Source organism: Pseudomonas sp. GL-R-26 (assembly GCF_019947365.1).
Taxonomy (GTDB): domain Bacteria; phylum Pseudomonadota; class Gammaproteobacteria; order Pseudomonadales; family Pseudomonadaceae; genus Aquipseudomonas.
Map to the genome: position 1 here is coordinate 41,899 of NZ_JAGYGI010000009.1, position 13,167 is coordinate 55,065.

Genomic DNA, 13,167 nt, shown 5'->3' on the forward strand with positions numbered 1-13,167 from the left:
CAAGAAAAAAGGTGCGGGACGATGAAGCGGATTATCCAGTCGGCATTGGCCATGGCTATTGGTCTTTCCTCTATGGAAAGCATGGCGGCCGCCGATCTGATTTTGCATAACGGCAAAGTCTTTACCGCCGAGCAGGGCAAGGCGCTGCAACAGGCCGTGGCCGTGGAGGACGGGAAAGTCGTCAAGGTCGGCAGCGACGCCGAGGTGCTGGCCCTCAAGGACCCCGGCACGCAGGTCATTGACTTGCAGGGCAAGGTGTTGATGCCCGGTTTCATCGACACCCACAGCCACGCGGTGTTTGGCGGGGTGAAGCTCAAGTCCGCGGACCTTGAGACGCAAATGCTGCCGTTCGACGAACTGGAGCAGCGCTTGCGCGAGTGGCGCGACAACGGCAAGGCCCGGCATGGCGACATTCTGGTCGTCGGTGGAACGCCCTCGACCTACTGGAGCCAGGTGGCGGAGTTTGAAAAGCGCTTCAACCAGGGTGAATGGACGGACACGCCGATCCTGTTCGTCGGGTGGGATTACCACACCGGTTGGGCCAACAAGACCCTGCTCAAGCGCGCCGGTATCGATGCCGAGCGGGTCAAGGCACTCACGGGCGAAGCGGTGGCGACCATCGGCCACCATGACGACAACACCCCCAACGGTTTCGTCGCCGATGCCGGCTTGTCGGCGGTGATGTCGCAGCTGCCGCCGGCCAGTCTTGAGCAATTGATCAGCGCCGCCGAAGCGGCCCGCGACCTTTATCACAGCCTGGGCGTGACGGCGCTGATGGACCCGGCGGCCAACGCGGTGCCCGGGGATGCGTTGTTCGACTTCAAGCCCACGGTGAAAAACGTCGGGGTGCTGCCGGCCTACAAGGCATTGGCGGACAAGGGTGAACTGCGCCTGCACGTGGCCGCCCTGATGGTCGTCAACCCCAAGAGCAAACCCGCCGACCTTGAGGTGGTGGAGCAGGTGCGCGAGCAATTCGCTGGTGTCGACAATCTGAGCCTGCCGGGCATCAAGGTGTTCGCCGATGGCGTCGCCGAATTTCCGGCACAAACCGCATCGTTGCTGTCGCCCTACAAGAACTCGCTCAAGGGCGGCGAACTGCTGATCGACCCGGCGCACTTCGGTGAACTGGTGGGGGCCGCCGATGCCCGCGGCTGGCTGGTGCATGTGCATGCCATCGGTGATCGAGCGGTGCGTGAAAGCCTCAATGGCATCGAGCAGGCGCGTCGCGAAGGGCACAACAACGTGGCCCACTCCATCACCCACTTGCAGATGGTCAACCCCAAGGAATTCACCCGGTTCAAGCCGCTCAACGTCATCGCATCGATGCAGCTTTACTGGGCCTCGGCAGACGAGCTGAGCATCGATCTGCTGCAGCCTTACATCAATGCCATGCAGTTCCAGTTCATGTACCCGGCGCGTTCGTTGCTCAAGAACGGCGCGACGATCTCCGGGGCCAGCGACTGGCCGGTGTCGACACCGGATCCGTGGAAAGCGATCGGGCAAGCCATCAGCCGTAAAGGCCCCAAGGGTGTGCTGAACCAGGCAGAAGCCATCGACCGCGAAACCATGTTCTACGCCTACACCCGCAACGCCGCGAAAACCATTGGCCTGGAACAGCAGATCGGCTCGCTGACCCCAGGCAAGCAGGCCGACATGATCGTTGTCGACCGCGATGTGTTCAGCGCGCCTGAAACGCAACTGGCCGACACCCAAGTGTTGAAGACTTACTTCGCCGGCCGCGAAGTCTACAGCCGCCCGTAACTCCCCCCTGTTCGCCCACCCTTTGCCCTGCCGGCAAGGGGAGGGCGAAGCCTTGCCGACTCAATAATAAGAAAGGACCTGAAACATGCATCGCCCTGCATTGACCCTGTTTGTCGCCTGCACTTTTTTGCCGCTGGCCGCCCACGCCATTACGCTGAACGATGACTTTCAACTGATGCTCAAGCCGGCGGTGGTCAGCGACTACCGCAGCCGTGGCTTGTCACTGACCCTGGGCGACCCTGCGGCGCAACTGGACGCCACATTGCTGCACAGCAGCGGCGCCTACGCCGGGGTCTGGACCTCCAATGTCGATTTCGGCCTGAACTATAAAACCCGCTTGGAGCAGGATTTCTACGCGGGCTTCTACAAGCAGATCACCGATGACGTCAGCCTCGACGTTGGCTACCTCAAGTACACCTACGCCAGGCAATCGGACTTCAACCAGAGCGAGGTCTACGCCATCGTCAAAGCCTATGGCTTCAAGTTCGCCACTTACTATTCCAACGATTTGCAGACTTATGTGGGCAAGGACCAGGACACGCTCTACACCTATCTGGGCTACAGCTACGCGCTACCAGCGGACACGGGGCTGGAGGTGCGCTATGGCCGATTCGATTTCAAGGATGACGTGTTCATTGCCGGCGACGGCGCTACCCGTGGCGACTATCACGAGTGGGAAGCCCGGCTGACCCACAGCTCCGTGGGCGTCGACTGGGCGCTGGCCTACGTCGACACCGACCTGTCCACGCATGAGTGCACGAGCTACTACGGCTATGGCGACGTGTGCACCGCAACCGTCGTGGTCAGCGCCAGCAAGACCTTCTGATCAGGGCTCGGTGTTGATTGCTTGTTGATCTGCCAGGGCCTGCCGTCGCACACCCGGGCATGGCCCTGTAAACTGGTGGGCCAAAAGGCACCTGCCTCACCCCCATCCAACAAGAGAGTCCCCATGGCAAACCACGACCTGACCTTTACCCCCGATCCCGATGCGGATTCGATTTCCTCCGACGTCGTCGGTTTCGGCGGTGTGCTGGTCTCCACCCAGATCCCCACTCGCGCCGACGGCAGCCTGGAACTGGGCGACATCACCCTGCAAAGCGAATGCACCCTGCAAGCGCTGAAGGTCGCGCTGGAGCGTGCCGGCAGCTCCATGGATCGCGTGATGCACCTGACCATCTACCTCACCGACATGGCCGACCGCGCCGCGTTCAACGAAGTCTACAAGCGCTACTTCGCCAAGCCATGGCCAGTGCGCGCCGCTGTCGGGGTTGCCTCGTTGGCGGTTGAAGGCATGCGCGTGGAAGTGACCGCGATGGCGGCCAAGGCCTGATCGAAGCAACACACACACAATACTGTAGGAGCGAGCTTGCTCCGGGCGGCGTTCCGACGATGAACATAAGGGCGACGCGTGCATACAGAATGCCCGCGTCATCGTTAACGTCCATCGCGAGCAAGCTCGCTCCTACAAGGATTCAGGCAGGGCAGATCTGCCCAAGGCCACCACCTGGCAGCATACGGGTGCCGGTCAGGCGTTTCGCCGCTACAATGCACGCCTCGACCGTGACAAGCCTGACTAAAAAAACTATGTCTTTGCCCAAACATCACCTGGAATTGCTCAGCCCTGCCCGCGATGTGGCCATCGCCCGCGAGGCCATTCTGCATGGCGCCGATGCCATCTACATCGGTGGCCCGAGCTTCGGCGCCCGCCACAACGCCTGCAACGAAGTGAGCGATATCGCCGAACTGGTGGAGTTCGCCCGTCGCTACCACGCCCGGGTGTTCACCACCATCAATACCATCCTGCACGACAACGAACTGGAGCCGGCCCGCAAGCTGATCCACCAGTTGTACGACGCCGGCGTCGATGCGCTGATCGTCCAGGACCTGGGGGTGATGGAGCTGGACATTCCGCCGATCGAGCTGCATGCCAGTACCCAGACCGACATCCGCACCCTGGAACGGGCGAAGTTCCTCGATCAGGCCGGTTTCTCGCAACTGGTGCTGGCCCGCGAGCTGAATCTCCAGGAGATCCGCGCCATCGCCGATGAAACCGACGCGGCCATCGAGTTCTTTATCCATGGCGCGTTGTGCGTGGCGTTTTCCGGTCAGTGCAACATTTCCCACGCGCAAACCGGGCGCAGCGCCAACCGTGGCGACTGCTCCCAGGCCTGCCGTCTGCCGTACACCCTCAAGGACGAGAAGGGTGGGGTGATCGCTTACGAAAAGCACCTGCTGTCGATGAAGGACAACAACCAGAGCGCCAACATCCGCGCCCTGGTCGAGGCCGGCGTGCGCTCGTTCAAGATCGAAGGCCGCTACAAGGACATGGGCTATGTGAAAAACATCACCGCCTACTACCGCCAGCGCCTCGACGCCGTGCTCGAAGACCGCCCGGACCTGGCCCGCGCCTCCAGCGGCCGCACCGCGCACTTCTTCCTGCCCGACCCGGAAAAAACCTTCCACCGTGGCAGCACCGATTACTTCGTCACTGACCGCAAGATCGATATCGGCGCCTTTGACTCGCCGACCTTCACCGGTCTTCCGGTGGGTATAGTCGAGAAAGTCGCCAAGCGTGACATGCAGGTCGTGACGCACGAGCCACTGTCCAACGGCGACGGCCTCAACGTGCTGGTCAAGCGTGAAGTGGTGGGTTTTCGCGCCAACATCGCCGAACCCAAAGGCGAATTCGAGGAGGACGGCGAGAAGCGTTATCGCTATCGCGTCGAGCCCAACGAGATGCCGGAGGGGATGTACAAGCTGCGCCCCAACCACCCGCTGAATCGCAACCTCGATCACAACTGGCAACAGGCGCTGCAAAAGACCTCCGCCGAGCGTCGCATTGCCCTGAACTGGGTCGCTCGCCTGCGTGAAGACCAGCTGGAACTGACCGCTACCAGCGAAGAGGGCATCAGCGCCAGCGTCACCCTGGCTGGCCCGTTCGGCGCAGCCAACAAGCCGGAACAGGCGCTGGAGCAATTGCAGGATTTGCTCGGCCAACTGGGTACCACGCAGTACCACGCCATCGACATCAAGCTGGACGCGCCGCAGGCGTACTTCATCCCGAACTCGCAGCTCAAGGCATTGCGCCGCGAAGTGATTGAAGCCTTGACCGAGGCGCGGATCGCGGCTCACCCGCGGGGCAGCCGCAAGGCCGAAACCACGCCGCCGCCGGTGTACCCGGATTCGCACCTGTCGTTCCTGGCCAACGTCTACAACCAGAAGGCCCGGGACTTCTATCACCGCCATGGCGTCAAGCTGATCGACGCGGCCTACGAGGCCCACGAGGAAACCGGCGAGGTGCCGGTGATGATCACCAAGCACTGCCTGCGTTTCTCCTTCAACCTGTGCCCGAAACAGGCCAAAGGTGTAACTGGCGTGCGCACCAAGGTTGCGCCGATGCAACTGATCCACGGCGATGAAGTGCTGACGTTGAAGTTCGACTGCAAGCCTTGCGAGATGCACATCATCGGCAAGATGAAAGGCCACATCCTCAACCTGCCGCAACCGGGCAGCGTGGTCGGTCACATCAGCCCCGAAGACCTGCTCAAGACCATCCCGCGCGCGCCGCACTGAGTGACCGGCGAGTGCGTCGCAACGGCGCACTCGCCTGTTCCAGCTTGAAACCGCTTTTGCTGAAGTCTGGACGCTGGCGACAAGCCTGGAGCTGGCGGGCGACACTATCCGCAGGTGTCGGCGACGGCTTTCTCAGCTCGTTTGAATTCCTGTTTGACGTCGGTGGGGATGCGTTGCTTTTTCATTTCCTGACCGAGGAAGGGTTGTTCGCCTCGGGATTGAACCTCAGCGTTCTCGGCGGATATCTGCGCCTCGATGGCAGCGGCGTGCCTGTCGATGACGGCATCGACTTCGGCTTCATTCTTGGCGGTATCGAGCGCCAGAACCAACTGGCCGGCCTCGGCTTTTTCGGCTTCGGCATAGGCTTCGACCGTCAACCCGGAGGCAAAGGCTCGTGCCTGGGTTTCCAGTCCATTGAGATGCTCCCGGGCGGCCTTGCAGACCGCTTCCTGCCGCTGGTCCTGGATGTGTTCCCAAGTGTTCAACCCATAAATCGCGGTCCCGAGAACCAGAAGGGTTGCAGCGGCCCCCATTAATTTGCCTTTCACTTTTGGCGCCCTCAAATGGCAAGGGAAGGGTGTTGCGTAAACGATTCCCGATTCAATTCGAGTTAGGAAAAGCGTAGCAGAGCTGTTCGGGGTGAAAGTGCGCCGATAGCACCCCGAGATTCGGCTCGACACTAAGCGTCTGTTTTAATGAACAATTTTTTTTGTTTGGGCTTCCCATATGAGGAAAATGTTGGTAAATTTGCGCCCACTCTTGCAGCGGCCCTCAGGGAGCCAGTCGCGAGAGCAGGCAACAGGTCTTGTTGCCACTCAAGAAAGCGAGTGCCAGGCACTCATCGCAACAGATACAGGGGCGTCGCCAAGCGGTAAGGCAGCAGGTTTTGATCCTGCCATGCGTTGGTTCGAATCCAGCCGCCCCTGCCATTTTTTATTCCCACATAATCAGATAACACTCGACCGACGGTTATTATTCGTCGATTCGTTGTTTTTTTGCCTCCCGTTCGCCCATCTACCGCTACCGAAAGCGCTCCGGGATAGCCTCGGCAAACGGATACAAGGAAAAATACGGTCTTGCCTCGTCGATCACCCGCTTGACCGAGGGCCTTTGGATCAACCTGTCGAAATAAGCACTCAAGTGGCGATGATCGTCAGGAAAGGGTACGAGGGTGCTGGCGTAGAATAGCGCCGGAGCAGCGGCGCAATCGGCCATGCTGAAGGCGGGGCTGGCTGCCCAGGTGTTTGCGGCCAACTGGCGTTCAAGCATGCCGTACGCCGTCATCAGCGCAGCACGTTCGCGGGTCAGGTCGCCGTTTGCGGCATAGATTCGGTCAGCGACGATCTTCTGCATCGGCACCTGGACATGCAGGTCGAAAAAACGGTCCCACAGGCGCACCTCCAACGCGGCTTGCCAATCATCCGGAATCAGGCGTGCCTGGCCGGGATGAAGCCGGTCCAGGTACTCAATGATCACGCTCGACTCGGGTACGTCCCGTTGGCGGTCGTGATCGCGGATCACCGGGAATTTGCAGAGTGGCCAAAGTGCTTGTAGCTCGGCCCGGTCAGCCTCGTTGCCCAGGTCGATGATCCTTTTTTCAAACTCGATTTCCAGTTCATACAGAGCGATCAGCGCTTTGTGGCAGAACGACGAGAGCGGATGGAAATAAAGAGTCAGTGACATCCTTCAATTCCTCGGTGGGATGGAAACCAGTTGATTATCCGTCGCCATCCGCCAATGCGCGAGGTGCTCCAGCCTGATGTCCGGCGCCTGCTGTTCGGGTTAGAGTACAAGTCTCTGGCCTGAACTTCAGGCATGCCACGTTTATGGTCATATTGCCATGCACCAGATCGGACTCATTGTTTACCCCGGTTTCCAGGTTCTGGGCCTGGCCATGTGTGCCGCCTTCGAGTTGGCCAACAGTGCCGGTGACGAGCCGTTGTACCGCATTGCCTTGCTGTCCGAGCCGGGCGGCCTGGTGCAAACGTCCGCCGGTTTTGCTGTGCAGACCGAAGCGTTCGACCAGCGCGGGTTCGATACGCTGCTGGTGCTGGGCGACAACCTGATCCGCCCGACCACGCCAGGCATGCTGGAGTTTTTGCGCCGTGCCAGTCATGGCACCCGGCGTCTGGGTTCGATTTGCACGGGGGCGATTGCCTTGGCGGAGGCGGGGTTGCTCGATGGTCGGCGGGCGACCACCCATTGGGCGCATGTGCCGGCCTTTCGCAAGGCGTACCCGAACGTGAAGGTCGAGGAAGACCGGATCTTCATCAATGACGGCCACCTGTGGACGGCTGCCGGCATGAGCGCATGCGTGGATCTGGCTTTGGCGCTGGTGGAGAACGATCTGGGCGCCGACGTGGCACGCAAGGTAGCGCGGCAATTGGTGGTGTATCACCGGCGTTCGGGCGGGCAGTCGCAGTTTTCGGTGATGCTGGAACTGGCCCCCAAGACCGATCGCATACAGGCCGCGCTGAACTACGCCAAGCAGAATCTCAAGTCCGCGCTGTCAGTCGAAGAACTGGCCAGCGCGGCCAATCTCAGCCCTCGGCAATTCAGCCGGGTGTTTCATGCCGAAACCGGCCAGTCTCCGGCCAAGGCCATCGAAAGCCTGCGGGTCGAGTCGGCGCGGTTGATGATGGAAACCGGGCGGCACTCCATCGATGTGGTGGCGACGGACACCGGCTTTGGTGACCGGGAACGTATGCGCCGCGCATTTATTCGGGCGTTCGGGCAGCCGCCGCAGGTGATCCAGCGTGCCAATCGGGGCTGAATCATGATGTCCTGAAAGGTGGTGTATACGACATTCAAGCCTTTTTATTATATGCGTAATCTTGATCTTGTTGAAACGTATCCCTCAATGAGATCACCGCCATGACCCTCGTCAAAGCCGCCGCCGTACAAATCAGCCCTGTTCTTTACAGCCGTGAAGGCACCGTCGACAAAGTGGTGCAGAAGATTCTCGAACTCGGCGAACAGGGTGTGCAATTCGCCGTGTTCCCGGAAACCGTCGTGCCGTACTACCCGTACTTTTCCTACGTGCAGTCACCGTTCGAAATGGCCGCCGAACACCTCAAGCTGCTGGACCAGGCGGTCACCGTGCCTTCGGCCGCCACCGATGCCATCGGCGCTGCGGCCAGGCAAGCGGGCATGGTCGTGTCCATCGGCGTCAACGAGCGCGATGGCGGCACGCTGTACAACACGCAGTTGCTGTTCGATGCCGACGGCTCGCTGATCCAGCGTCGCCGCAAGATTTCCCCGACCTACCACGAGCGCATGATCTGGGGCATGGGCGACGGCTCCGGCCTGCGGGCCGTCGACAGCGCGGTCGGGCGCATCGGGCAACTGGCCTGCTGGGAGCATTTCAACCCGCTGGCCCGTTATGCCTTGATGGCCGATGGCGAACAGATCCATGCGGCGATGTACCCGGGGTCGTTTGCCGGTCCCCAGTTCGCCGCGCAAATGGAAGTCAGCATTCGCCAGCATGCCCTGGAGGCCGCGTGCTTTGTGGTCAACTCGACGGCGTGGCTGTACCCCGAACAACAGGCGCAGATCATGGCCGACACCGGTTGCGCCATCGGCCCGATCTCCGGCGGTTGCTATACCGCGATCATCAGCCCGGATGGCACGGTCCTGGGTTCGTTGCAGGAAGGTGAGGGCGAGGTGATCGCCGACCTCGACATGGGCCTGATCGACAAGCGCAAGCGCATGATGGATTCCCGCGGCCACTACAGCCGCCCGGAACTGCTGAGCCTGCTGATCGACCGCACCCCGCAATCCCAAGTGCATGAACGCAGCGCGCATCCGAAACTGGCCGTACAGATCGGGCTGGAAGAAGTGATGGGTTAGTTCCGGGCAAAAAAACAGGGGACTTTATGGAAGTCCCCTTTTTGTTTGTCTGCGTTGCAACTTTCGTTTCAGCGCCGCCAGATGAAACGCGCCAGCAACGCATCGATGCTGAACTTACCGGCACCCGACAGTAGCAGCGGCGTGAGGGCCACAAGGTAGATCAAAGGCAGCTTGAAGTTGCCGTAACCCTTGTTGCTGATGGCATAGCCTTGGGCGAGTTCACTGAGGCTGTGCCAGTCGGCGGGCCAATGCACGGCGGCGGTTGCGACGAGGGTCACCACCATCAGGCTCAACGCCGAAAAACGTGTGCCCAGGCCCACCAGCAAGGTCACGGCGAAGATCAGTTCGGCCCACATCGACAGCTCCCAATTCAGCGTCGCTGGAAGGTGGTCGAACGGAAACGGGAAGCGCGCCTGGATATCGGTGAACCAGTTCTGGCCGTTGAATTTCTCCAGGCCGGATTCGAGGAATTCCCAGGAGAGGAACACCCGCAGCGCCAGGGGGGCAACCCAGTCGCCGGCACGGTCGAGGTTCAGGTGCAGGCCTTTGACGGCCGAAGAAATGGAGGTGCTCATGGACGTTGCTCTCTTTCAGGTCAGGGAGGCGGGGCAACGGCATGCCCCGTGAGTTGAGCGCTTTGATCGGCGTGGCCAATCGACAGGCGTATTTCATCAATGGGGTGTATCTGCGGTGTGTCGTTGTGGCGGGGTTTTGAGTGCGGGGTGTGTCTGGGGCGGGGCTGTATACATTGAGATACGTAACCGGTACCCCTGTGGGAGCGAGCCTGCTCCGGGCGGCGATTCGACGATGGTGGAGTGTCAGACGCTATTGATGTTGGATGGAATGGCCTCTTCGCGAGCAGGCTCGCTCCCACAGGGAAATTGCTATACATTTTCCGACCGCCCACAGCATGGTGATACCGCTTCATGTCCCTCGCGCTCGAACGTCTAGTCGCTGGCACGCCAATCCCTTTCGCCGGTAATCGTGTCACTGTCGTCAGCCCCGAACTGGCGCAACGCTTCCAGCCCGGTGACCACCTGCTGGTGGAGCAGGTCAGTGGTGAGTTGCTGCTGATCCCCGTGGCGGACCAGCAAGCGGCCAACGTCGCGATCGAGCGCGCCCAGGCGGCATTCACCGCGCTGTCGGCGGTGTCCGATCAAGCCATCAGCGCCTTCTTCGACCTGTTCGCCCAACGCCTGGAAACCCCGGAATGCTGGGCCTTGATCGAAGCCGCCAACCTGGCCGACATCGAACGGGCCAAGGCGCGCGGTCGCTCGACCACCCGGTTGCTGGCCGATGAGCGCATGCGTCGCGACATGATCGCCGGCCTGCGCGCGTGGCGTGATGCAGCGGCCAGCCGTGGCAAAGTGATCAGTTGCGTCGAGCACGATGGCTGGAAAGTCGAGCAAGTGGTCTCGCCGCTGGGCATCGTCGCGTTCGTCTTCGAAGGCCGGCCGAATGTGTTTGCCGACGCGGCCGGTGTATTGCGCACCGGCAACACCGCCGTGCTGCGCATCGGCAGTGATGCGTTGGGCACGGCCCAGGCGATCGTCACCCATGCACTGAACCCTGCACTGAGCGACGCCGGCTTGCCGGCCGGTGCCGTGTCGCTGGTGGAAAGTGTCAACCACGCCGCCGGTTGGGCGATGTTCGCTGACCGGCGCCTGTCATTGGCGGTGGCCCGTGGTTCGGGTCGCGCCGTCAGCCAGTTGGGCAGCATCGCCCAGCAGGCCGGCACGGCGGTCAGCCTGCACGGCACCGGTGGCGCGTGGCTGATCGCTAACGCCGATGCCGACGCCAAGCGTTTTGCCGCCGTGGTGCGCAACTCCCTGGACCGCAAGGTCTGCAACACACTGAACGTCTGCCTGATTCACCGCGACCGTGCCGCTGAACTGGTGCCGCTGTTCCTCGACGCACTCAAACAGGCCGGTACCGCACGGGGGCAGGGTTGCAAGCTGCACATCGTCGAAGGCAGCGAGCCGCACCTGCCGCAAGACTGGCTGGCTGCAACGGTCCAGGTGTACCGCGCCGAAGGCTATCAGAGCGAGGCGCAGGCCGAGCCGTTGCCGGAAGACCAATTGGGCCGTGAATGGGAGTGGGAAGAAACCCCGGAAGTCAGCCTGAAGATCGTCGACGACCTGGACGATGCCATTGCCTTGTTCAATCGCTACAGCCCGCAATTCACGGTGTCCTTGATCAGTGAAAGTGCCGAGGCTCAGGAGCGTTTCTACAACGCGGTCAACGCGCCTTTTGTCGGCAATGGCATCACCCGTTGGGTCGACGGCCAGTACGCGTTGAACAAGCCGGAACTGGGGCTTTCGAACTGGGAGAGCGGGCGCCTGTTTGCTCGCAGTGCGATTCTCTCCGGTGATGGCGTGTTCACCATCCGTAGCCGCATGACCCAGGTCGATCTGGGCGTCAAACGCTGAACCCTGCGGGAGCTGGCTCGCTCCCACATCTGGTTTTCGCTCCAACATAAAAAAGGCCTGCTCCTTATCGGGAGCAGGCCTTGTTTATCAATAAGTCAGTAATGACTCATTTCAATTAGTAGAACCGGTCAATCACCCGAACTTCGTTCTGGTTCTGCATCGAGGCCCAGGCCTGTTTCAGGGTTTGCAGAACATTACCGATGAAGTCCTTGTCGGCTGCGGCTTTTTTGCCGACATAGCCCTGGCCGCGACGGTACATCTTCAGTCGGGCCAGCAGGTTCTGGTTGTTCTGGTCGAACTCTGCTTCATGGGCGTGCGGCGACAGGCAGTCGATATGAACCTGGCCACACTTGCTGATCCAGAGAATATGGTTGTCGTGGCTGTCTTTCTTTGCAGCGAAGATACGAGCCAGTTCATCGATAGTTGGTTGATTGTTCAGATTCATCATAAACCCCTTGACCAATTGGTGATCTTTCAAAGTTGATTCGCTAATACAGGTAGCCCATCGGTTAGTTGATCCCTGGCACCGAAACCAGGACGTCAGCGTTCGACCGCCTTATTGGGCGGGGTCCTGCGTCTGTTGCATGTAGTCGTGTTGAATAACTGCTACGCAATAGCGTCACAACGAAGAGAAGCGGCGAAAACCTTAAGGCCACTGCCGACGTTTTCAGGGTCGGCCACAAGCTTCATGAGGATTGCTCGCCAAGTCTTCTCGCCCTTGTACTGGACGTTCAGGCCAGGTCAGCTTCTTCAATCTGCCTTGTGGGCAGCGTGTATCCGGGAAAAACAGCTCGGCGGTCAGACGAGCTTGCTCAAACGTGTTGCCTGTACTCCCGATCGGGGAGACGTCTGCATCATGCAAGGGCAAATCGGAGGCGTCAACGGTTTTGTAGTGAATATTTTCAGTCACTACATATTGTCGGACAAAGCTGTTGGGAATTAGCAGGCGGAGTCGAAGGTGTGTCGGTCAGGACGACAAGGACGGACACTCAAAGCGGTAAAAAGTGCAGGGATAACGGTCAACCACCTGCTGATGCAAGGTGAAACCGTCAACGTTGAGCCCCGGCATTACGGCGGCCCAGAACAGGCGTGCCGGCTGGTTCGCCTCGATGTGGAAAATCTGCCATTGACCGGGGAATCGGCTCAAGAGGGTGGAAACGACAAATCGCGCGACGCCCCGGCCACGGAAGCGTCGACTGACAAACAGATAGCCGATGTTGTAGTCGGCACCGGGTAGATGGACCTGGTTATCCACGCTCACGAAGCCGGCCAGTTCACTGTCGACCTTGATCAGGAATGGCCGGGTGGCCGGGTTTCGCCAGTAGTCGGGCATGGGCAGGATGTTGAACAAACCGTATTCGCCCAGTTTCAGCGGCAACCATTCGCTGAAGTCGTAGGTGTAGAACTGCATCAGGTTCTCGATGGTTTCCAGTTCATCGCGTTGGGCGGCGTGCAGTTCTATCGAAGGCATACGAAGTGGCTCCTGATCGGCCAAGGGACACCATTGATTATGGCCGGCGTCGCACGACCCTGTGGCAAGGGAGCTTGCTCCCGT

12 protein-coding genes and 1 tRNA gene are annotated in these 13,167 nt (G+C 60.5%); 8 read left to right on the forward strand and 5 right to left on the reverse strand.

Translation table 11 applies throughout. The features are described 5' to 3' along the window. Positions 1 to 21: 21 nt before the first annotated feature. From KGA96_RS11420 to KGA96_RS11435, 4 genes are all read left to right on the forward strand, one after another. On the forward strand, positions 22 to 1,761 hold the full coding sequence (locus KGA96_RS11420; protein ID WP_046037363.1) for an amidohydrolase: 1,740 nt from the start codon (positions 22 to 24) through the stop codon (positions 1,759 to 1,761). Between the two features lie 85 nt (positions 1,762 to 1,846). Continuing rightward, positions 1,847 to 2,587 (forward strand): TorF family putative porin, encoded by a 741-nt coding sequence (locus tag KGA96_RS11425; RefSeq protein ID WP_046037361.1) that lies wholly within the window; start codon positions 1,847 to 1,849, stop codon positions 2,585 to 2,587. Between the two features lie 123 nt (positions 2,588 to 2,710). Continuing rightward, positions 2,711 to 3,091, forward strand: a complete 381-nt coding sequence (locus KGA96_RS11430; protein ID WP_008021538.1) for a RidA family protein — start codon at positions 2,711 to 2,713, stop codon at positions 3,089 to 3,091. A gap of 254 nt (positions 3,092 to 3,345) precedes the next feature. Beyond that, positions 3,346 to 5,334: a peptidase U32 family protein gene (locus KGA96_RS11435; RefSeq protein ID WP_046037356.1), complete on the forward strand. Its 1,989-nt coding sequence runs from the start codon at positions 3,346 to 3,348 to the stop codon at positions 5,332 to 5,334. Between the two features lie 104 nt (positions 5,335 to 5,438). Here the strand turns inward: KGA96_RS11435 and KGA96_RS11440 are convergent, their stop codons facing one another. Then, a complete protein-coding gene (locus KGA96_RS11440) occupies positions 5,439 to 5,867 on the reverse strand; it encodes a hypothetical protein (protein ID WP_046037354.1) in 429 nt (142 codons plus the stop codon). A 321-nt stretch (positions 5,868 to 6,188) separates the two neighbouring features. Between KGA96_RS11440 and KGA96_RS11445 the strand changes: the two genes are divergently transcribed. Continuing rightward, a tRNA-Gln gene (locus KGA96_RS11445) sits at positions 6,189 to 6,263 on the forward strand. Between the two features lie 91 nt (positions 6,264 to 6,354). Here KGA96_RS11445 and KGA96_RS11450 read toward each other — a convergent pair. Next, positions 6,355 to 7,017 carry a glutathione S-transferase family protein gene (locus KGA96_RS11450; protein WP_046037353.1) on the reverse strand — a complete coding sequence of 221 codons (663 nt, stop codon included), beginning with the start codon at positions 7,015 to 7,017 and terminating at the stop codon, positions 6,355 to 6,357. Between the two features lie 157 nt (positions 7,018 to 7,174). Between KGA96_RS11450 and KGA96_RS11455 the strand changes: the two genes are divergently transcribed. Together KGA96_RS11455 and KGA96_RS11460 are read left to right on the forward strand one after the other, a co-directional pair. After that, a complete protein-coding gene (locus KGA96_RS11455) occupies positions 7,175 to 8,107 on the forward strand; it encodes a GlxA family transcriptional regulator (RefSeq protein WP_046037351.1) in 933 nt (310 codons plus the stop codon). 101 nt (positions 8,108 to 8,208) lie between these two features. After that, positions 8,209 to 9,183: a nitrilase-related carbon-nitrogen hydrolase gene (locus tag KGA96_RS11460; protein ID WP_046037349.1), complete on the forward strand. Its 975-nt coding sequence runs from the start codon at positions 8,209 to 8,211 to the stop codon at positions 9,181 to 9,183. A gap of 68 nt (positions 9,184 to 9,251) precedes the next feature. Here the strand turns inward: KGA96_RS11460 and KGA96_RS11465 are convergent, their stop codons facing one another. Further along, on the reverse strand, positions 9,252 to 9,758 hold the full coding sequence (locus KGA96_RS11465) for a DoxX family protein (protein WP_046037347.1): 507 nt from the start codon (positions 9,756 to 9,758) through the stop codon (positions 9,252 to 9,254). Positions 9,759 to 10,109: 351 nt separating this feature from the next. Here KGA96_RS11465 and KGA96_RS11470 point away from each other — a divergent pair, with 351 nt between their 5' ends. Beyond that, positions 10,110 to 11,612 carry an aldehyde dehydrogenase family protein gene (locus KGA96_RS11470; protein WP_046037346.1) on the forward strand — a complete coding sequence of 501 codons (1,503 nt, stop codon included), beginning with the start codon at positions 10,110 to 10,112 and terminating at the stop codon, positions 11,610 to 11,612. Between the two features lie 115 nt (positions 11,613 to 11,727). On the opposite strand, the gene KGA96_RS11475 is transcribed toward KGA96_RS11470, so the two are convergent. Next, positions 11,728 to 12,057: a hypothetical protein gene (locus KGA96_RS11475; protein WP_032829393.1), complete on the reverse strand. Its 330-nt coding sequence runs from the start codon at positions 12,055 to 12,057 to the stop codon at positions 11,728 to 11,730. A 522-nt stretch (positions 12,058 to 12,579) separates the two neighbouring features. Next, a complete protein-coding gene (locus KGA96_RS11480; protein WP_046037340.1) occupies positions 12,580 to 13,083 on the reverse strand; it encodes a GNAT family N-acetyltransferase in 504 nt (167 codons plus the stop codon). Between the last annotated feature and the right edge of the window lie 84 nt (positions 13,084 to 13,167).